At 38.5% G+C, this 20075-nt stretch carries 18 protein-coding genes and 1 pseudogene; 1 reads left to right on the top strand and 18 read right to left on the bottom strand.

Annotated elements, in window-relative coordinates; genetic code table 11:
- Nucleotides 1-49 precede the first annotated feature (49 nt).
- From W908_RS01875 to W908_RS01795, 17 genes and pseudogenes are all read right to left on the bottom strand, one after another.
- Nucleotides 50-760, bottom strand: a complete 711-nt coding sequence (locus tag W908_RS01875) for a glycerophosphodiester phosphodiesterase (RefSeq protein WP_020028358.1) — start codon at nt 758-760, stop codon at nt 50-52.
- 40 nt (nt 761-800) lie between these two features.
- Nucleotides 801-2246 carry an NADH-quinone oxidoreductase subunit NuoN gene (gene nuoN / locus W908_RS01870; RefSeq protein WP_053819698.1) on the bottom strand — a complete coding sequence of 482 codons (1446 nt, stop codon included), beginning with the start codon at nt 2244-2246 and terminating at the stop codon, nt 801-803.
- On the bottom strand, nt 2246-3793 hold the full coding sequence (locus W908_RS01865) for an NADH-quinone oxidoreductase subunit M (protein ID WP_053819697.1): 1548 nt from the start codon (nt 3791-3793) through the stop codon (nt 2246-2248). Before W908_RS01865 ends, nuoN begins: the two co-directional genes overlap by 1 nt.
- A gap of 9 nt (nt 3794-3802) precedes the next feature.
- Nucleotides 3803-5764 (bottom strand): NADH-quinone oxidoreductase subunit L, encoded by a 1962-nt coding sequence (nuoL, locus tag W908_RS01860; protein WP_020026210.1) that lies wholly within the window; start codon nt 5762-5764, stop codon nt 3803-3805.
- Nucleotides 5765-5766: 2 nt separating this feature from the next.
- The gene (nuoK, locus tag W908_RS01855; RefSeq protein WP_020023975.1) at nt 5767-6072 is read right to left on the bottom strand and encodes an NADH-quinone oxidoreductase subunit NuoK; all 306 of its coding nucleotides are present in this window, start codon (nt 6070-6072) and stop codon (nt 5767-5769) included.
- Nucleotides 6069-6683, bottom strand: coding sequence for an NADH-quinone oxidoreductase subunit J (locus tag W908_RS01850; protein WP_020028361.1), 615 nt, complete (start codon nt 6681-6683; stop codon nt 6069-6071). The genes nuoK and W908_RS01850 overlap by 4 nt, the downstream gene beginning before the upstream one ends.
- Nucleotides 6684-6691: 8 nt before the next feature.
- Nucleotides 6692-7183, bottom strand: a complete 492-nt coding sequence (gene nuoI, locus W908_RS01845) for an NADH-quinone oxidoreductase subunit NuoI (RefSeq protein ID WP_020023973.1) — start codon at nt 7181-7183, stop codon at nt 6692-6694.
- A 12-nt stretch (nt 7184-7195) separates the two neighbouring features.
- A complete protein-coding gene (nuoH, locus tag W908_RS01840) occupies nt 7196-8263 on the bottom strand; it encodes an NADH-quinone oxidoreductase subunit NuoH (protein ID WP_020028362.1) in 1068 nt (355 codons plus the stop codon).
- Nucleotides 8264-8275: 12 nt separating this feature from the next.
- On the bottom strand, nt 8276-10516 hold the full coding sequence (gene nuoG, locus W908_RS01835; protein WP_053819696.1) for an NADH-quinone oxidoreductase subunit NuoG: 2241 nt from the start codon (nt 10514-10516) through the stop codon (nt 8276-8278).
- Nucleotides 10509-11810, bottom strand: coding sequence for an NADH-quinone oxidoreductase subunit NuoF (nuoF, locus tag W908_RS01830; protein ID WP_053819695.1), 1302 nt, complete (start codon nt 11808-11810; stop codon nt 10509-10511). Before nuoF ends, nuoG begins: the two co-directional genes overlap by 8 nt.
- The gene (nuoE, locus tag W908_RS01825) at nt 11807-12280 is read right to left on the bottom strand and encodes an NADH-quinone oxidoreductase subunit NuoE (RefSeq protein WP_020023969.1); all 474 of its coding nucleotides are present in this window, start codon (nt 12278-12280) and stop codon (nt 11807-11809) included. Before nuoE ends, nuoF begins: the two co-directional genes overlap by 4 nt.
- Nucleotides 12277-13531, bottom strand: a pseudogene (locus W908_RS01820) (NADH-quinone oxidoreductase subunit D). The gene nuoE and the pseudogene W908_RS01820 overlap by 4 nt, the downstream one beginning before the upstream one ends.
- Nucleotides 13532-13533: 2 nt before the next feature.
- On the bottom strand, nt 13534-14148 hold the full coding sequence (locus W908_RS01815; RefSeq protein ID WP_020026216.1) for an NADH-quinone oxidoreductase subunit C: 615 nt from the start codon (nt 14146-14148) through the stop codon (nt 13534-13536).
- Nucleotides 14149-14151: 3 nt separating this feature from the next.
- Entirely contained in the window at nt 14152-14631 is a 480-nt protein-coding gene (locus W908_RS01810; protein ID WP_020023966.1) for a NuoB/complex I 20 kDa subunit family protein, read from the bottom strand.
- A 12-nt stretch (nt 14632-14643) separates the two neighbouring features.
- Entirely contained in the window at nt 14644-15000 is a 357-nt protein-coding gene (locus W908_RS01805) for an NADH-quinone oxidoreductase subunit A (protein WP_020023965.1), read from the bottom strand.
- 93 nt (nt 15001-15093) lie between these two features.
- Nucleotides 15094-16512, bottom strand: a complete 1419-nt coding sequence (gene tldD / locus W908_RS01800; RefSeq protein ID WP_053819694.1) for a metalloprotease TldD — start codon at nt 16510-16512, stop codon at nt 15094-15096.
- Nucleotides 16509-19028, bottom strand: coding sequence for a YhdP family protein (locus W908_RS01795; protein WP_053819693.1), 2520 nt, complete (start codon nt 19026-19028; stop codon nt 16509-16511). Before W908_RS01795 ends, tldD begins: the two co-directional genes overlap by 4 nt.
- 81 nt (nt 19029-19109) lie before the next feature.
- On the opposite strand from W908_RS01795, the gene W908_RS01790 reads away from it, so the two are divergent.
- Nucleotides 19110-19571 carry a c-type cytochrome gene (locus W908_RS01790; protein WP_053819692.1) on the top strand — a complete coding sequence of 154 codons (462 nt, stop codon included), beginning with the start codon at nt 19110-19112 and terminating at the stop codon, nt 19569-19571.
- A gap of 9 nt (nt 19572-19580) precedes the next feature.
- Here W908_RS01790 and W908_RS01785 read toward each other — a convergent pair whose 3' ends face one another.
- Entirely contained in the window at nt 19581-20069 is a 489-nt protein-coding gene (locus W908_RS01785; protein WP_020023961.1) for an asparaginase domain-containing protein, read from the bottom strand.
- Nucleotides 20070-20075 lie beyond the last annotated feature (6 nt).

Here is a 20075-nt window from a genome sequence, read left to right as displayed (position 1 = left end):
CCTGCATTTTAAGTCTCTTGAAGATAGAACGTCAAGGAATAAATTTAATTTAGCCCTTAATCCTTTTCATTATTGATTCAGGATCGTTGGTGGTAATTGAACTTGCTCCCCACTCGATTAACTTTAATGCGATATCTGCATCATCTATCGTCCAAGAGTGATACTCTAAGCCAGCATCAATCACTTTATCCACAAATAATTTTGAAGATTCATTGTCAGTTGAGATTCCATTCGCATTTATCTCTAAAGCCTCATCAATTAATCTATCAAAATCTCGGCCATCCTCACAAGAATAAAGAAAAAATCCTTTGTAAACTGGATTTAATGCCTTTAACTCTTTTATCACATCAGAATGAAATGAAATAACCACTATATCATCTGGACTCATTTCAGAATTGGAAAGCTGATTCAAAAGCGGAGAGAGAATTTCAGGGCCACACTTGATTTCAATGAAAATTTTCTTTCCTTTTGGAGCGCTCTGGATTACCTCAGACAATGTCGGAATTTTTAGATTGAGATTAGAGTCTCCTTTAGAACTTAGTTCTAATTCTTTTAAATCTTTAAGAGTTGAGTTGTGGATCACCGCCTTAGTGTTGCAGACTCTCTCAGTGTCATCATCATGGATACAAATAATTTCACCATCTTTAGTTAAATGGAAGTCGCCTTCGATTCCATCAACACCGAGCTCCCAAGATGCCTCAAAGGCTGGCAGAGAGTTTTCAGGGAATGTAAATGAGACTCCACGATGCGCAATAATCATAAAGCCATTCTACAGAAAATCTAATAAAAACTTGGGTCAGTTAGAAGAGTGAAACAGATAGATTCATCCAAAAACTCGGCATTAAGCCAATGATTAATATCAGGATACCATTTAAGGACAGAACAACCTTTAGATCAATTGGAGCGGAGACAATAATTTCTTTATCTGACTCGTCAAAGTACATGGTTTTAATGACTTGTAAATAATAATAAGCACTGATGACTGCAAAAATAACTGCTACGACTGCCAGAATGACGTAACCCTCAGATATCACCTGTTGAAGGATAAATAGCTTAGAATAAAACCCAATAAAAGGAGGAACTCCTGCCATTGACAGCATTACCACAAGCATAATTAGAGCAAACCATGGAGAGTGCTTACTAAGGCCTTTAAAGTCTGAAACTTGGTCAGCTTCAAAACCATTTCTATTCAGCGCTATGATGGACCCAAAAGCTGCTAGACTCATTAGAATATAAGCCAATACATAAAATACAGCTGAACCATAACCCTCTAAAACTCCTGTCATAAAGCCCAGGAGTACAAACCCTACATGCGATATAGTTGAATAAGCGAGCATTCTTTTAATATTCACTTGAGTCAATGCAACTAGCGATCCGATAGCAATGGAAAGGACAGCTAGGATCATAAATAAATCAGCCCAATACTGCTGAAAATTACCCAAACCATCAATAAGCAGTCGAACTAATAAGGCAACTGCCGCAATCTTTGGAACCGTTGATAGAAACATTGTGACTGAAGTAGGTGAGCCTTGATAGACATCTGGCACCCACATATGAAAAGGAACTGCACCAAGTTTGAAAGCAACACCGATTACAAGAAAAACTAGACCAAAATTAAGAATCAATGTTTCTTGAGATTCTAGTGTGGATGAACTTGCAAAATTTGATATCTGGGCAATATCTAAGCCACCAGTTATGCCATAGATCATCGACATTCCATACAGCAGCAAGCCTGAAGCAATAGCACCTAAAACAAAATACTTTAATGCTGCCTCAATCGCAAAGGCTCTATCCCTTGCAGTTGCTATAAGTGCATAAAGTGAGAGTGACATTATTTCCAATCCCAAATACAAAGTAAGGAGGCTATGTCCAGATATCATAATCATCATTCCAAGGATGGACATTAGCGCAAGAATGAAATATTCGTTCCTTAATAGCTCATGGACTATAAGGTATTGACGAGAGTAAACAAGCGCAATCACTGAAAACCCAAGAACAAATACTTTAAAGGTTGAGCCTAAATTATCCAGCACGAATGTCCCAGAGAAAATAGTTGCGCTCTCACCAATTAGATTAAACGCAAGAAAACCTGTAATTATTAGCGCCAATTGAGACAAATGATAAGAATATTTTTTGTATTTCTCACTAACAAATAAATCAAATAATAAAATAAAAGAAATTGCGCTTAGGAGAAAAAGCTCCGGCAAAATAAAGATTAGTTCTGAAACATTAAAGTTAAAATTCATCATAATATAGCTGGTATTTTAGTCGTAAGGGACTGCTCTAAAAGGTTTGCGATAGAAATATGCATTACCTCAATTACGGGCTGAGGATAAATACCCATCCACAATACCGCCACCGCAAGAATTGAAAGGACACCAAATTCTCTGGCGTTAACATCACTCAGCGTTTTTACATCTGGATTGACAATTGGTCCCCAAAATACCCGTTTAACCATCCATAGTGTATATGCCGCACCAACTATCAGAGTCATAGCAGCTAAAAATGCGTACCAAAAATTTGCTTGAAGCGCACCTAGGATGACCATAAATTCTCCAACAAAACCGGAGGTACCTGGGAGTCCAGCATTTGCCATTGCAAACAAAACAGCAAAACCTGTAAATTTTGGCATTGAATTGACAACACCACCGTAAGTAGAAATTTCCCTGGAATGAAGACGATCATATAGCACGCCAACTACCAAGAACATAGCGGCAGATATGAAGCCATGAGAAACCATTTGAATCATTGCTCCCTCTAGCCCAAGGTATGCACTTTCAATACTTGCTCCAGCAATCGATATAAGTTCACCATTTGAGTCCATTTTCATAATTGAGAATAAAGCGAAGACACCTAAAGTAACGAACCCCATATGAGAGATTGAGGAGTAAGCAATTAATTTCTTCATGTCTTTTTGAACTAAAGCAACGAAGCCAATATAGACAATGGCAATTAATGAGAGCACGATGACAACAAAAGAAAAATAGGATGATGCATCTGGCGTTATAGGTAGTGAGAATCTAAAGAATCCATAACCACCCATTTTCAACATAATAGCAGCTAGAATTACTGAGCCCCCTGTTGGTGCCTGAACGTGGGCATCAGGAAGCCATGTATGAACTGGAAACATTGGAACTTTGACCGCAAATGCAAGGAAAAATGCCCAAAAAATCCAGCTCTGCTGACTCAATGTTAATGGCAAAGAATGCATATCAGAAATAGCAAATGAACCACCAAGGTTGTACATATAAATGAGTGAAACAAGCATAAATACCGAACCTAGGAATGTGTACAAAAAGAACTTAATTGCGGCATAAACACGATTTTGACCACCCCAAACTCCTATGATTAGAAGCATTGGTATTAATGAAGCTTCCCAAAAAACATAGTAAAGCATTGAGTCCATTGCTGAGAAGACACCAATAATGATCCCCTCCATCATTAAAAATGCAGCCATGTAATCAGCCACCCTATTTTTAATAACCTCCCACCCAGCAATGATGACCAATATTGTAGAAAAAGTAGTCAAGATAATCAAAGGCATTGAAATTCCATCTATTCCCAGATGATAAAAAATATTAAACTGAGAAATCCAGCTCATTTTTTCAACAAACTGCATCGATGATGTATTTGTATCAAAGTCTAAAAACAAATTTATAGATAAAAGAAAGACGAGTATTGATATGCCAGCGCTGACCCATCTTGCAAGTTGGCTTCTATTATTTCCAATCAACAGTACTGCACCAGCTCCAAAAATAGGCAACCAAATCAAAATACTTAGCAATGAATCCATACTTCTACCTTAACTTAAAAATGAATAATCTGAAGCGATTAACACCCAACCCAAAACAAGCATCAAACTTACTATCATAAAGAATGCATAGTGGTAGACATAGCCAGTCTGAACAGGTCTTATGAAGGCGCCCAAATAACGTGTAAATTTCGCACTCCCATTGACAAGTAGCTTGTCAATTAAAGCCATATCTGAGACCTTCCAAAGGAGATTACCAATCTTAAGTGCACCCTTCACAAAGATAATTTCATTTAACTTATCAAAGCCATAAAGAGAGTTCAGCACATAGTTGGTTCTCTTGAGTTTAGACTGAATCATCTCTGCCCAATCAGTTCGATACAAACAAAACACCCACGCTGTAATACCGCCGCCAATCATCATCCAGAATGGAAGTGTAACTACAGAATGAGTTATGAGTGCGAATGCAGAGTGGAAATGACTTTTAAGTTTGTCTAAAGCATGGTGCGATGAATCGATAGTAATTGCATTTTCTAGCCATCCGCCAAATAACATGGGCTCAATAGTAAAGTAACCTATTACAACTGAGGGTATTGCAAGGAGAACTAGGGGTACCGTTATTGATGGAGCAGTCTCATGAAGGTGCTCCTCAGTATGGCTATCAACTCTAGATTCACCATGAAAAACTAAGAACAATAATCTCAAACTATAAAAGGCAGTTATAAATACGCCCAGCACAACAGCGAAGTAGGCCCATCCTGCAAAAGGCAAATCAGAATAATGTACGGCTTCAATAATCATATCTTTTGAATAGAAGCCTGCAAATCCAGGGAATCCGATTAAAGCCAACGTACCTAGAAGCGAGGTCATATAAGTGATAGGCATTTTCTTTCTGAGGCCACCCATTTTTCTGATATCTTGTTCGTGGTGCAGAGCGACAATGACAGAACCAGCTGCCAAAAAAAGTAACGCTTTAAAAAAGGCATGCGTCATGAGGTGAAATATCGCAACAGAGTAGGCGCTGACTCCAAGTGCAACAGTCATATAGCCAAGCTGAGAGAGGGTTGAATAAGCAACGACTTTTTTAATGTCATTTTGAACAATTCCAAGCAATCCCATAAATAATGCAGTGATTGCACCGATAACCATAACAACTGTCAATGCTACATCACTTAATTCAAATAGAGGTGACATACGAGACACCATGAATATACCTGCAGTAACCATCGTTGCAGCGTGAATCAACGCTGAGATTGGCGTTGGGCCTTCCATTGATCCTGGCAGCCAAACGTGGAGTGGGACCTGGGCCGACTTGCCCATTGCTCCAACAAAGAGTAGAAGACATACAACCGTTATAGCAGAAAAATCACCAAATAATGTTTGCCCTACAATGAGCTCTTTTTGACTGAATGTTTCAGCATAGTCAAGCGTTCCAAAAAACATTAGAACGAAGGCAATTCCTAAAAGGAAGCCAAAGTCTCCAACACGGTTCACAAGGAAAGCTTTAAGATTTGCTTCAATCGCTGATTCTTTGTGATGCCAAAATCCAATCAAAAGATAAGACACCAATCCAACAGCCTCCCATCCAAAGAAGAGCTGCATGAAATTGTTTGAGATTACAAGGGTAAACATTGCAAAAGTAAAAAGGGATATGTAACTAAAAAATTTAGTGTAGCCCTTATCATCATGCATGTAGCCAATGGTGTATATATGGACCATTAGAGAAACAAATGAAACAACGACCAGCATCACCGCGGTAAGATTATCGACTAGAAACCCTACACTAATATTGAGGCTTCCAATTTGCATCCATGTGTATATATTTTGGTTAAAAATATCAGCATCATTTAAAACGTGGTGATTGAATACATATAGAGATAGAACAGTAGAAATAGCAACGCCCAGAATGGTAATAGAATGAGATAACTTTCTGCCTAATTGATTGCCTGCAAGTCCTACAATCAGAGAGCCAATCAAGGGTGCTAGAACAATGGTCAAGTAAATATTAAGCATCACTACCCCTTCAAAGTATTAGTGACATCAATATCTATCGAGCCACGATTTCTGTACATCAATGTCAAAATCGCAAGGCCAATAGCAACCTCTGCTGCAGCCACTGTCAAAATAAAGAATACAAATATTTGTCCAGACAGATCTGAGCCATAAAAAGAAAAGGCAATAAAGTTTGTATTAACTGCCGCCAAAATTAACTCAACACACATCAATATCATGATGATGTTTGTTCTATTGATAAATATTCCAGCAAGACCAATACAAAAAACAATTGAGCTGAGAATCAGGTAGTCAGAAAGTGCTATCATTTTGACTCCTTAACTTTATCTTTATTGATAGTAGCAAACTTCATCCTATCTTTTGCTTGAACGTTGATTTGCTCTGAAATAATTTGTTTCTTACTATTAATCTGATTCCTGTGAACTAGGGTTATTGCTGCAATAATTGCAATCAATAGAAGTATCGCTGCGAGTTCAAATGGATAGACATAGATTGTATAAAGCTGCTCAGCAATAGCAGTAATATTGCTATAAGATGAACCATGTTTTTCTGGCATTCCTACTACCTCAAGATCGAAAGGACCAGCGTTCAAAACTAGGGCCATTTGAACAATGACTACAATGGATACAAAAATACCCAGAGGAAGATAACGCGTAAACTGAGCTCTAAGTGTTGACTGCTCTGTGTCCAGCATCTTGATTACAAACATGAAAAGAACCATAACAGCACCCACATAAATCAATATGAGTGTGATAGCCAAAAACTCTGCTTCAAGAAGTAGCCAGAGACTTGCTGCACTGAAAAAAGTCAGGATGAGCCAGAGTGCTGCTTTTGCAGTATTTCTAGAGGTAATCATCACAAATGAGCTCACGACAAAGAAAAACGAGAACACATAAAATAAGATTGATGTAAATTCCATAACAGCCCTTACCTATATTTGGAGTCTTCTAATCTAGCCTTATTAATGGCCTCTTCATTTTCATCGCCAATAGCTAATAGGCTTTTTTTATCAATAATACTTCCCTCTCTTGACTCGAATGCATAATCAAAGATATGCGTCTCAACAATTGCATCAACTGGGCATGCTTCTTCACAAAAACCACAAAAAATACACTTAAATAAATCAATATCATATTGGGTTGTTCTTCTCGTTCCATCTTCTCTCATTTCTGAGTCAATTGTGATTGCATTTGCTGGGCAGACTGCTTCACACAGTTTGCATGCTATACATCTCTCTTCACCATTTGGATAACGACGCAAGGCATGAAGGCCCCTAAATCTAGGAGAAATCGGTGTTCGCTCCTCAGGGAATTGGACAGTGATTTTTTTATTAACAAGCTCTTTACTTGTGACCTTGAGGCCAGTTCGTAGCTCACCAAGGCTAAAGTCATTCACTAATTTTTTAACTTTATTGATCATTTCTCATTCTCCTTAAAACCAAGGTCCAATATTTAATTGAGTCATCAATGCCACGACAAATATCCAAACAATTGTCAATGGCAAGAAAACCTTCCAACATAATCGCATAATTTGGTCATACCTAAATCTAGGGAATGAGGCACGTATCCAAAAATACAAGAATAAAAAGAAACTCATCTTAGCCAAAAGCCAAATTAAATCCGGAACAAATGCAAACCAACTCTCAAGATATGGAATGCCATCAAATGGGGAATGCCAACCACCAAAGAATAACAAAACCGCAAGCATAGCCATGAATATCATGTTGAAGTATTCAGCCATAAAAAATAATGCAAAAGGCATTCCAGAATACTCTACATGCGTTCCTCCAACAATTTCTGACTCACCCTCTACAACATCAAAAGGCGCTCTATTCGTCTCAACTAATGCACCAATCCAGAATACGATCATCATTGGAAATAATGGAATCCAATACCAATTCAATATACCGCCAGATTGACTTTCAACCACAGTATTCAGGTTGACTGAACTCGCAATCATGACTACCGTTACTAAAACAAAACCTATAACAAGCTCATAAGAGATAAGAAGCGCTGTACTTCTTAGCGCTCCTAAAAGAGGATATTTTGAATTAGAGGCCCAGCCTGCGAGAACAATACCGTATACACCCACTGATCCAATTGCCATCACATAAAGCAGACTTATATCTAGGTTGGCAATATAAAAATCCTCACCAAAAGGAACTACTGCCCAAACTGCGACTGCTGGCACAAATGCTAAAACAGGTGCCAATAAAAATAGGTAAATGTTTGACTTTGAGGGAAAAATAATTTCTTTAAATAGCATCTTAAAGACATCTGCAAATGGCTGCAGAAGGCCAAATGGGCCAACACGATTAGGCCCAATTCTTAGCTGCATAAAACCAATCACTTTTCTTTCTGCATAGGTCATATACGCCATCGCAATAATTAAAGGAAAGATCAATGCTAAACCTTTAATTACAATAATTATTACGTCTGCTAAGCCGCCATTAAACCAAGGTATTAAGTGGTGAATAAGCTCGACGAATGATTGCCACATAACCGATTCCCCCTAAACCCTTCTGGCCTGACTAGTGTGAACAAAAACACAATCTTCTGCGACATCATCTGAGATTGAGACTGGCACTCCTAGGTAAAGATCATCTTGGCTAAGACTTAATTTCTTTGCTGTTGACTTTGCAATATATGCACTATTAATCTTTCCTATGTTTGACTCCTGAAGAGCTTTTGCTCTTCGAGTCACATTATCAATTGCGTAAGGAGCATACTGCCATAGCGTTGTAATATCTGAGTCTTCAAAACTCTCTGTAAAGGAGCCATTAATTTGGGTCTGCACCTTTGAGGATAATAGCGCTTCTTCTGCTACCTGTGATGAATCTACAAAGCTGAAGCCTTCTAGCTCAAGCAAATCTGCCATTACTTTGATAATTTTCCATCCAGGCTTAGAGTCTCCAGGACTTTTAACAGAGGCACTAAATGACTGAGCTATTCCATCAAAGTTGATATGAGTTCCAGATGTTTCATAAAAAGAAGCCATAGGGAGAATAACATCAGCACTTAAAAGGGTTGATTGATCTTCAAAACTTGTTAGTGAAACAACAAAGACGTCATCCTTGTTAAATAAACCCATTGCTAGCTTTGGATTAAAAAAGTCATACTGACTGTCTACATCCATTAATAAGAATGCTTTGCAACTCTCAGTGAGCATAGAGGAGGCATTCATTCCCTGATTAGTTGGAATAAAGCCAACTTTTTCAGCAGAATGAGCATTACCTGAAAGCGTCAAATTAGCAATTTTTGAATTTGAAATTTGTGCAATTTGAGAGACAGTATTAATAATTACTGAGTTACTAGGATTACTCTTTAGATGTTCTCCTAAAACAATTACTCCATTTTCAGAAGCAATTAAATCATTGGCAATCTTGTCATGCTCATCACTGGAGTTAACCTTTGATAGCTGTTCAGGCAAATCAGCCTTTGTCTTTAGATAGAGAGACTTAAGAATAGACTGAAGAGCTGGTAATAATGCTTGCGGAGCGCTCAAAAGGTCTATTTTTGTCTTAAAGTTAAAATCAAATTTCTTGCTATTAATTGTGTTGACCGTTGCGCCATTAATAACTGCCTTCCTAATACGATGGTTAATCATAGGCTGCTCTAAACGTGTATATGAACTCAAGATTAATGCATGATCTACTGACTCAATTTCAGATAGAGTAATACTTGAATCCATCGAACTTCCAGGACTCAAATTAGCATGATCTAATCGAAAATCAATATTTTCTGTTCCAAAGCTGCGAGCTAATTTTTGCATCAAATAGTATTCTTCGAGCGAAGCATTTTTTGAGGCCAAGACACCTAACTGCTCTGGTCTCTCTGCATTATTTTTGATCCCTTCAATTGCAAAGGCAAGTGCTTCTTGCCAGTCAACTTCCAGCCATTCACCATTTTTTTTGACTTTAGGTTTAAGTGAGCGACTCTCATGATTTAAACCCTCATATGAGAAGCGGTCTCTATCAGAAATCCATGTTTCATTTACCGAGTCATTGTCTCTAGCAACGACTCTCTTCACTTTGCCTCTGTATGATTGCGTAAAGATATTAGAGCCAACCAAATCATGTCGAGCAACACTCTGAACTGCGTTCATTTGCCAAGTTCTTGCTTCATACCTGAAAGGCTTTGAAGTGAGAGCGCCCACTGGACAAACGTCAATCATATTACCTGAAAGCTCTGACTGAATACCTTCCGTCAAAAAAGGTTCAATTTTTACACCTTCGCCTCTGCCGGTTCCACCCATCTCCACAATACCAGCGACTTCAGCACCAAATCTTACGCAGCGGGTGCAGTGTATGCATCTTGTCATATCTGTTTGAATGAGAGCGCCAATGCCTTTATCTGGAACGATTCTTTTTCCTTCATTAAATTTCGAAACATCCGAGCCATATTCCATTGCAACATCTTGAAGTTCGCATTCTCCGCCCTGATCACAGATAGGACAATCTAAAGGGTGGTTAATCAATAAAAACTCCATGACTGCTTTTTGAGCAAACTTGGCTTTATCATTTTTTGTATGAATTTTCATACCACTCGCAGCAGGAGTTGAGCAAGCTGGTTGAGCCTTGGGCACTCCCTCAATATCGACTAGACACATCCTACAATTTGCCGCAACTGACAACTTTTTGTGATAACAAAAGCGAGGAACTTCTATTCCTTCTCTATCCGCAATAGTAATAATGGAGTCGCCTTGATTAGCGCTCAATAGCTGGCCATCAATTTCAATTTCAATTTCAGACACTTGCCACTTCCTCAATTAAATTATGTTCCACTTCAACCATGCTTCTGCCATGTTCAATATAGTACTCAAATTCTTCTCTAAAGTGTTTAATGAAGCTTTCAACAGGAGTTGCAGCTGCGTCTCCAAGAGCACAGATTGTATTTCCCATAATTTTTTCTCCAACTGACAACAGTAAATCAAGATCTTCTTTTTTGCCATTTCCGTCAAGAATTCTTTGAAGCATTCTATATAGCCAGCCTGTCCCTTCTCTGCAAGGGGTGCACTGACCACATGACTCGTCATAGTAAAAGTGTGCTAAACGTGTCAAAGTTTTAACCATGCATGTTGTGTCGTCCATAACAATGACTGAACCCGCGCCAAGCATTGATCCAGCATTTGCGATGCTATCGTAATCCATGGTCATTTGCATAGCAGTATCTGCTGTTAAAATCGGTGTTGATGAGCCCCCTGGAATAACCGCTTTAAGTTTTCTACCTTCTTTTAGTCCACCAGCCAATTCTAGTAATTTAGAAAATGGTGTACCCATTGGTACTTCAAAGTTAGCTGGCTTTTTAACATTGCCAGTCACGGAGAAACATTTCGTTCCTCCAGAATTTTCCACACCTAAGTCAGCAAACCACTGTCCACCTCTTGAAAGGATTTCAGGTACTGAAGCAAAAGTTTCAGTATTGTTAATGGTAGTTGGTTTTCCATAAAGTCCAACGTTGGCTGGAAAAGGAGGTTTAAATCTTGGCTGCCCTTTTTTGCCCTCGAGGGACTCAAGTAAAGCTGTCTCCTCTCCACAAATGTATGCACCAGCCCCAAGATGAGTATATAAATCAAAAGACACAGATCCGCCTTTAAGGTTCTTTCCAAGTAAGCCAGCCTCATAGGCATCTTTTAAGCCCTCTTCAAAGCGATAATAAGGCTCCATAAATTCACCTCGAATATAGTTGTAGCCAACTGATGCATTCATTACAAATCCAGCAATCGCCATACCCTCAATCACAGAGTGAGGATTGTATCTAAGAATATCTCGGTCATGACAAGTGCCTGGCTCACCCTCATCTGAGTTACAAACGACATATTTCTGACCCTCTTGGTTTCGAGGCATAAAACTCCACTTCAAACCGGTTGGGAAGCCAGCGCCACCTCGCCCTCTGAGTCCTGAGGTTTTTAATTCTGCAATAATTTCATCTGGTGTCATTTCACCATTAAGAATTTTGCGCCAAACTTTGTAGCCACCATGTGCTTCATAAGTTGCAAGACTTGCTGGATTCTCTTTATCTATATTCTTAAAGCAAACTTCATTCATTTTAAATCTTCCAAAATTTTATCTAGTTTATTAGTTGTTAGATGCTCATGGTATTGGTCACCAATCTGGCACATTGGGCCGCCGACACAAGCGCCCAGACATTCAACCTTCTTGACACTAACTAAACCATCTTTGCTGACCTGTCCTGTTTTAACTTCGAGCTTATCTTCTAAGTAGGAAATCAGCTCATCTGATCCATTGAGCATGCAAGAAATGTTGTGACAGAATCGAATAACATGTTTTCCAACTGGCTTATGGTTATAGTTTTCATAAAATGTTGCAACTTCTTGGACACTAATTGCTGGCATGTCTAAGTAGTCAGCAACAGCTTGCATCAAGTCACCATTTAAGCTTCCACCATTCTCTTTTTGAACAATTGTTAAAGCTTGCATGACTGCGGAACTACCGCGACCTTCTGGATATTTAGAAACCCAAAGATCAATCTCTTTTTTTGCTTGCTCAGAAATCATCGATCTACCTCACCAAAAACAATATCTTGAGAGCCAATTATAGTAACAACATCAGATAGCATATGACCTCTAGACATCTCGTCCATTGCTGCTAAATGTGCAAACCCCGGCGCTCTAATTTTAACTCTGTAAGGCTTATTTGCTCCATCTGAAACCATATAAACACCAAATTCACCTTTTGGCGCTTCTACTGCTGTATAGGCTTCTCCCTCAGGTAAGCAGTAACCTTCAGTAAATAATTTGAAGTGATGAATCAGTGACTCCATATCATCCTTCATGTCTTCTCTGTTTGGCGGCGTTACTTTGTGATCATCAGACATCACCGGTCCAGGATTAGCTTTAAGCCAAGCAACACACTGATTAATAATGTTCGTTGATTGGCGCATCTCTTCCATTCTGACTAGATATCGATCATAGCAATCACCTGTCACACCAACAGGAACTTCAAAATCTAATTTATCATAAACTGAATAAGGTTCGTTTTTACGAATGTCCCATTCAACTCCTGAGCCTCTCAACATAGCACCAGTAAAACCAAGCTGCATTGCTCTCTCTGGGGAGACTATTGCTATATTGACGAGTCTTTGTTTCCAAATCCTGTTATCAGTTAAAAGATCAGAATATTGCTGAATACTTTTTGGAAAATTCTTTGCAAAGTCCTCAATAAAGTCAAGCAGTGAGCCTTGACGGTTTTCGTTAATCTCTTTGAGTTTTTCTTCAGACCTTAATTTTGAGTCTAGATATTGAGGCATGGTATCAGGCAAGTCTCTGTAAACTCCACCTGGCCTATAATAAGTCGCATGCATCCTTGATCCACTGACAGCTTCATAGCAATCAATCAATGTTTCACGCTCACGAAAGGCATATAAAAATACGCTCATCGCGCCAACATCTAAAAGCATGAGTTCCAATCCACATCAGGTGATTCATTATTCGAGTAATTTCATCAAACATCACTCTAATGTATTCAGCACGCTCGGGGACCTTGAGTCCAAGCATTTTTTCTATACTCATCACGTATGCATGCTCATTACACATCATCGATACATAATCGAGGCGATCCATATAACCAATGGATTGGTTATATGGCTTAGATTCAGCTAATTTTTCAGTGCCGCGATGCAAAAGTCCAATGTGCGGATCTGCCCTCTCTACAACCTCACCATCCAGCTCTAGAATAAGCCTAAGGACTCCATGCGCAGCGGGGTGCTGAGGACCAAAGTTAAGCGTGTAATTTTTCATTTCTGACATACTTACTTCCTTATCACTCTTGGAACATTAACATTAGGCTCAATACTCACAGGCTCATAAACCACTCTTCCAAGCTGGTCATCGTATCTCATTTCAACTTCACCAATCATTGGGAAATCTTTTCTAAGAGGGTGGCCCACAAAACCGTAATCAGTCAGAATCCTTCTGAGGTCATTATGATTCTCAAATAAAATTCCAAACAAATCAAAAGCCTCCCTTTCGAACCAGTCTGCACAGTTCCAGATTTTAGTCACAGATTGAATCATTAAATTATCAGTAGAAAGAAGAGCCTTGACTCTAAGTCTCTGATTACTTGACACTGATAAAAGATGGTAAATAACACCAAAGCGCTGGTCTTTTTGATTGGTTGATTTTTGCGCTTGTCGAGCCCTGCCAAATCCAGATGAACTTGCATTTCCATTCCAGTCAGATTCACCATAGGTTAAGTAGTCAACTCCACAAAGATCTATCAAAATTTCAAATTTAAATTCATCTTTAAGCTTATGACATACCTCAACAACGTTGTCACTATTAATAACGAGGGTAAGTTCATCATAGGCTTCAGTCACATTTTTTTTACCAAAGGCTTTGGATAATTTTTGCTTTAATTCTTTCATAACTTAGGTTCGAGCAATCGTGTTGGTTCTTCGGATTTTGTCTTGTAACTGAAGAATTCCATATAAAAGTGCTTCTGCTGTTGGAGGGCATCCGGGAACATAGACATCAACAGGAACAATTCGATCACATCCTCTAACTACAGCATAAGAGTAATGATAGTAACCACCTCCATTTGCACATGAGCCCATTGATAAAACATATTTGGGTTCTGGCATTTGATCATAAACCTTCCTTAATGCAGGAGCCATCTTATTTGTGAGTGTTCCAGCCACGATCATTAAATCTGACTGGCGAGGGGTTGGCCTAAAAACGATTCCAAAACGATCCAAGTCGTAACGCGATGAACCTGCCTCCATCATCTCGACAGCACAACAAGCAAGGCCAAATGTCATTGGCCATAGCGATCCAGTCCTTGCCCAGTTAATAACTTTGTCAAGTGAAGTGGTAACAAAGCCTTCTTTCATTAAGCCTTCAATAGCCATATTTAATCCTCATTATTCCCACTCTAGAGCCCCTTTTTTCCACTCAAAGATAAAGCCAACTACCAGAAGCAATAAAAATATAGACATTGCAACAAAACCAAACCAGCCTAACTTAGCCTGAACCACAGCCCAGGGGATGAAAAAAGCCACCTCGAGATCAAAAAGCACAAACAAAATAGCTACCAGATAGTATCGAATATTGAAGTGCATGCGTGAGTCATCAAAAGCTGGAAATCCACACTCAAACTGTGAGTTTTTTTCTTCGCTAGGATTACTTGGACCTAAAAGATAGCCCACGACTGTGAGGCCTACTCCAAAGGCAATTCCTAGGAAAATAAATACGATAATTGGTAAATAATTTTCGAGCATTGTTTATCCTCAACTAAACAGCGAAATATTATATCAAATTAATCGTAAAACAGCCAGTTAAAAAGCGTTTAATTAACCGGATAAGATATTAAATTAAAGCTGCGTACCACCCACAGTGAGCATGTCAACTTTGAGGCTAGGCTGCCCAACTCCAACTGGAACACTTTGCCCGTCTTTCCCGCATACACCAATGCCAGGATCTAATTGAAGATCATCTCCCACCATGGAGATTTGGTGGAGCACTTCATCACCGGCACCAATTAGGGTAGCACCCTTGATGGGTGTTGTAATTTTCCCATTTTTGATTAGGTAAGCTTCGTTTGCAGAAAAAACAAATTTTCCTGAAGTAATATCAACTTGACCACCATCAAAGTTCTTAGCATAAATTCCATCTTCTACTGACATCACCATATCGTCAAACTTGTCTTCGCCATTTAGCATATAAGTATTCGTCATTCTAGGCATTGGGATGTGTGCATAGGATTCACGCCTTCCATTTCCTGTGCTTGGCTTATTCATCAAGCGGCCATTCATTTTGTCCATCATGTAGCCTTTAAGAACCCCTTTTTCAATTAGAGTAGTCTCTTGAGTTGGCGTACCCTCGTCATCAATCGTTAAGCTGCCTCTTCTATTTTGAATAGTTCCGTTATCAACAATAGTGCATTTTTCACTAGCCACTTTTTCACCAATTTTTCCACTAAACACAGAACTGCCCTTACGATTAAAGTCGCCTTCTAAGCCATGTCCAATTGCCTCATGTAACAAAACTCCAGGCCAACCAGATCCCAGGATGACAGGCATCTTTCCTGCTGGAGCATCATTAGAATCTAATGCTACAAGAGCCAAACGGATTGCCTCTTTCGTATAAACTTCGGCCAATGAGTTTTCAGCAAAATAGCTGTAATCATATCGTCCACCACCGCCACTTGAAGACTGCTCAACCCTTCCATTATGCTCTACAATAACTGAAACGCTTACTCTTACCATTGGTCTGCAGTCAATCTCGTAAACACCATCAGTGGAGGCTATTAAAACTTCAGTATAGGCTCCAGAAAGTGAAGCACTAACCTGGACCACTTTAGGTTCTTTTCTTGCTATAGTATTGATTTGTCTCAATAGGTCAACTTTTTGCTCAGAAGTCAAACTATCAAGGGGACTAATGGCAGAATATTTAGAGGGATAATTAGTGCTCTTTAGAAGTTTAGGTGATGAATGAGGCTTACTACTGGATATGCCTTTTGCAAAATCTACTGCGCCTTGAATGGCCTTCAAGTTTAGATCATCTGAATAAGAAAATCCCGTTTTATCACCTGATACACATCTTGCTCCAACACCATGACTGATATTATAGGAGCCATCCTTGACTATCCCTTCGTCAAGAACCCAGGATTCTGCAACAGAATGCTGAAAATATAAATCAGAGTAATCTGAACCAGTGCCTGACAGAGAACTCAGTAGATTGTATATTTCAACCTCATTAATTTTGTGATCATTTAATAGTTGATTAATCATAAAACTTTAACTCCATCTAATTTTTCAATAATTGGCTCAGACCATGGACCTGAAATAACAAAAGTTATCTCAACAGTGTTATCTAGAAGTCCACTCATTACTTCACCACCAAAAAGCATCTTATCTGCAGCCCAAACCCCAAAACCAGCAAGACCTCCTCCAGCTAAATAAGTGGCTAAAGGGATCGTGTTAGCAATTGCTGGCTGAACGTTTGCTGCTAAATTATAGTCTCTTTTAATTAAATCAACTGAACCAGTTAACTCAATATCACTCTCTTCACTCTCTACAAGGAAGTAGTCCACTTTTGCAACTCCGTCATTAAATAATAATTTAGCGTTGATCTGGTCATAAACATAGCCCGCCTCTCTTAATTCACTTCTAGTTAACCTAAAACGATTTGCAATGGTCTCTAAATTAATAAATGAAATCAATTTAAAAAGATTGGGATCTTGGTTCGTAAAAACCCCCTCTGCAACCTCTGCTTGCATATAGCCAGTTACATTCTTTGGAGCAACTTGCCATGGCTCACAATCACAATATAACCGTAAATCGACACTAAAACCACCACCAATAACAGGCTCATTAACCCCAAATTTATTCAAAAAACTTGACAAATTTTGACTTGAAGCTTTAGCTCTTAAAGCTGTTTTTCCGTTTAACCAGCTTCCATTAAAAACTAAATCTTCTTCACTGAGGCCAATATTTTCAAAAACCAGGTTTTTGATTTCCATCACATAATCATGATTGATGAGATCAGCCTCAAAATTGGGAACTATTTTATTATTAACCTTGGAGTCTTTAAGAGACAGATGTAAGCTTGGAAAAATTTTAGGTGATAGTTTCCAATCATTTATATTATCAAGGCTTGAAATATTGAGATCCTTAAGGTTAAGAATATATTTGCCATCATTATCTATCAATAAAGTCAGATCAGCATATAAATCTTCTGATTTCATAATACTGCTCCATTCAACAGACGAGCGCTTGCTAATAAAAGCATCAATCGAACTACTCAAATGAGTCAACTTAACTTTTAAAGCCGAATTGTCCTCATTAATCCAATCTTTAGGATTTAATGACATTTGAAAAAGCTCGCCTCCAATTAACCCTTTACCTTTTGTTCTAATGAGACCGTCTTTAAAAGAGATTTGAGAATTAAATCCATCAACATTAATTTCTCCATCAAAAAGACTGAGTGAATTCTCAGATGCAAACATATCAAAAGTTAACTCTGGCTTTTGATCAGTATTTTTTTGAAGTGGAGCAACTAGGTTAATATTTCCCCAAAGCTTTCCAATCAGCTCAAACTCATTGAGATAAGCTTTAATCTTATCTGATACTGAAGTTTCTCTAATAAACTGTTCAACTTTTTGACTGTTTGAATCAAATCGCGCATTGAGAGATAATTTTGCATCTGGCTGATTAAAATCTCTAGTAGTTATGCTTAGGTAACTTAAATCGATGCCCTCAACTCTAGCTTGATTTCCTACAATCTTTAAATAATCATTTGAAAAAGTCACTTTTGCATTTATATCTTCAATAGATGGCCAATTGGGATTTGCATTTATAGTTGCCTTCGAAAGATTGGCAGAAAATTTAGTATTTGGAGCCTCTATCTCTCCCGACATGTTAAATCGAGTTGTCAACATAATGTCTGTCAAAAATCCATCTTTTAAAACTTCGTCTATCCATCGAGCTCCCTCTGAAGAAGAGAGCGACTCTGGGATATTCTGATTAATTTTTGATACCTCTATCTGATCAATATAACTCTCAAATTCAAGATAAACTTGATCTTGTTGATTAAAAATTTTAACTTGTGCTGAAAGATTAAAATCTTCATTTTGAAGGGAAAAAGGAATCACGGCAACACGCTCTTCTCTTGCTTTTGCAACATCAATACTTGTATTAATGTTGACCATGCTGCCAAGCTTTGGAACTTGCGAAGTACTAAAAATCGACTGATCTCTCATAGAAAGGCTAATCTTTTGTTTATTTCTCTTTAATTCAATTGGTGCAAGGTCAAGTGACTGCTGACCTATGAGCTTAGTTCTATTAATAGAAAGAGATTGAAGAGCTAATAAACCAGATACGCCAATGTTAGATAACACTGACTCTGCATTCATTATTCCAACATAATCATCGATATTTGAAGTGTCAATTAACAACTCATTAACATCAATATGACCAGGTATCTCGATGCCTTTATAGAGGGCCATAAGATCAACATTCCATCGTAAAACATCAACCTTAGCAATTGGCTTCAAGCTATCTGAACTAATTTGTAGCTCTTTGACTGCTAAAAAAAGTTCATTTTCCTGAAATTCAAGAGAAATTTTTTCAATACGAACATCCAGACCACTAATTTCAGAAAGACGACTTTCAATCTGACCCTTGATGGTCTGAGGAAACATAATCAGAAAAGCAACGACTGCCAATACAGCTAGGGCCATGAATGCTGTCACCCAAGTACTAATCTTTAGAATATTAAGGCTTCTTAGGAGGGTTTTTTTTAGCATATTTTTGTTGCATTCAACTCCAAGATATTATAACCAAATGTATAATATCGCGGAATTTAATCTAATCTAAGGGAAGACGCAATGAATCAAGGTACTTCGGGTTCGACAAAACTAATGCTAATCGTTTGGGCAATTGCCATGATTTTTATTGGCTTTAAAGCACTTAACTCGACGAGTGGTGATTCATCCAATAGTGAAACTATGGTGGAAAATAGCGTTTTAGAGAGAATCAAACCAGTAGGTGAAGTTCGCATCGATACTAGCACTCAAGTTGCATCAGCAGAAATCGTTGAAACTGCAGTGCGCTCTGGAGAAGAAATTTATAACAGCAAATGTGCTGGCTGTCATACATCCGGAGTAATGGGTTCACCTAAGTTTGCCTCATTAGAAGACTGGGCACCAAGAATAGACCTTGGACTAGAAAAACTCACCTTATCAGCAATAGCTGGAAAGGGCGGAATGCCAGCTAAGGGAACTTGTATGGATTGCAGTGATAACGACATAAAGATAACAGTTCAGTATATGCTCGACAGCCTTGAATAAAGAAAATAATTACTTTAGATTCTGAAAGACTCCTAAGCTTCTATTTTTTTCAACATCGCTCCACGGTAAAACTCTTCCATTCATAGCAATATAGACACCAGAACCTAAAAGCTGAACAGATCCTAATGCACAGCCAAAATTGAATAGTGCGTCAGAATTATTAACTGCATAAGGCACCATAGAGCCAAATAGGACAATAGTCTTCTTCATGTCCCGCTCTCCCAATAGCTTTGCAGTGTCACACATCGTATCAGTGCCATGGGTAATTAATATAAATTGCTCATCGCATTTCTCACAGCTCTCTAAAATTAAATTTCGATCGGAATCAACCATATCTAAACTGTCAATCAGGGTCAGCTCCTGAGGAATGATATTGACCTCTATTCTGGACCTTTTTATCATTTCAGGGAAATGAGTCTTATCAAACTCAAGCTCACCATTTGATTGATTGTAAACTTTATCAATCGTCCCACCCGTAATCATTAATCTGACTTGCATGTATAC

Origin of the sequence: Candidatus Pseudothioglobus singularis PS1 (assembly GCF_001281385.1) — a bacterium.
Taxonomy (GTDB): domain Bacteria; phylum Pseudomonadota; class Gammaproteobacteria; order PS1; family Pseudothioglobaceae; genus Pseudothioglobus; species Pseudothioglobus singularis.
This window is presented reverse-complemented; position numbering and strand designations above follow the sequence as displayed.

Excerpts from the sequence above, each read along its gene's own strand:
- nuoH (WP_020028362.1), bottom strand. The coding sequence starts at position 8,263 with ATGTGGCAATCATTCGTCGAGCTTATTCACCACTTAATACCTTGGTTT.
- nuoF (WP_053819695.1), bottom strand. The coding sequence starts at position 11,810 with ATGAATGAAGTTTGCTTTAAGAATATAGATAAAGAGAATCCAGCAAGT.
- W908_RS01875 (WP_020028358.1), bottom strand. The coding sequence starts at position 760 with ATGATTATTGCGCATCGTGGAGTCTCATTTACATTCCCTGAAAACTCT.
- nuoN (WP_053819698.1), bottom strand. The coding sequence starts at position 2,246 with ATGAATTTTAACTTTAATGTTTCAGAACTAATCTTTATTTTGCCGGAG.
- nuoI (WP_020023973.1), bottom strand. The coding sequence starts at position 7,183 with ATGATCAATAAAGTTAAAAAATTAGTGAATGACTTTAGCCTTGGTGAG.
- nuoK (WP_020023975.1), bottom strand. The coding sequence starts at position 6,072 with ATGATAGCACTTTCTGACTACCTGATTCTCAGCTCAATTGTTTTTTGT.
- W908_RS01785 (WP_020023961.1), bottom strand. The coding sequence starts at position 20,069 with ATGCAAGTCAGATTAATGATTACGGGTGGGACGATTGATAAAGTTTAC.
- W908_RS01795 (WP_053819693.1), bottom strand. The coding sequence starts at position 19,028 with ATGCTAAAAAAAACCCTCCTAAGAAGCCTTAATATTCTAAAGATTAGT.
- tldD (WP_053819694.1), bottom strand. The coding sequence starts at position 16,512 with ATGATTAATCAACTATTAAATGATCACAAAATTAATGAGGTTGAAATA.
- nuoE (WP_020023969.1), bottom strand. The coding sequence starts at position 12,280 with ATGATTTCTGAGCAAGCAAAAAAAGAGATTGATCTTTGGGTTTCTAAA.
- W908_RS01790 (WP_053819692.1), top strand. The coding sequence starts at position 19,110 with ATGAATCAAGGTACTTCGGGTTCGACAAAACTAATGCTAATCGTTTGG.
- W908_RS01850 (WP_020028361.1), bottom strand. The coding sequence starts at position 6,683 with ATGGAATTTACATCAATCTTATTTTATGTGTTCTCGTTTTTCTTTGTC.
- nuoL (WP_020026210.1), bottom strand. The coding sequence starts at position 5,764 with ATGCTTAATATTTACTTGACCATTGTTCTAGCACCCTTGATTGGCTCT.
- W908_RS01865 (WP_053819697.1), bottom strand. The coding sequence starts at position 3,793 with ATGGATTCATTGCTAAGTATTTTGATTTGGTTGCCTATTTTTGGAGCT.
- W908_RS01805 (WP_020023965.1), bottom strand. The coding sequence starts at position 15,000 with ATGCTCGAAAATTATTTACCAATTATCGTATTTATTTTCCTAGGAATT.
- W908_RS01810 (WP_020023966.1), bottom strand. The coding sequence starts at position 14,631 with ATGGCTATTGAAGGCTTAATGAAAGAAGGCTTTGTTACCACTTCACTT.
- W908_RS01815 (WP_020026216.1), bottom strand. The coding sequence starts at position 14,148 with ATGAAAGAATTAAAGCAAAAATTATCCAAAGCCTTTGGTAAAAAAAAT.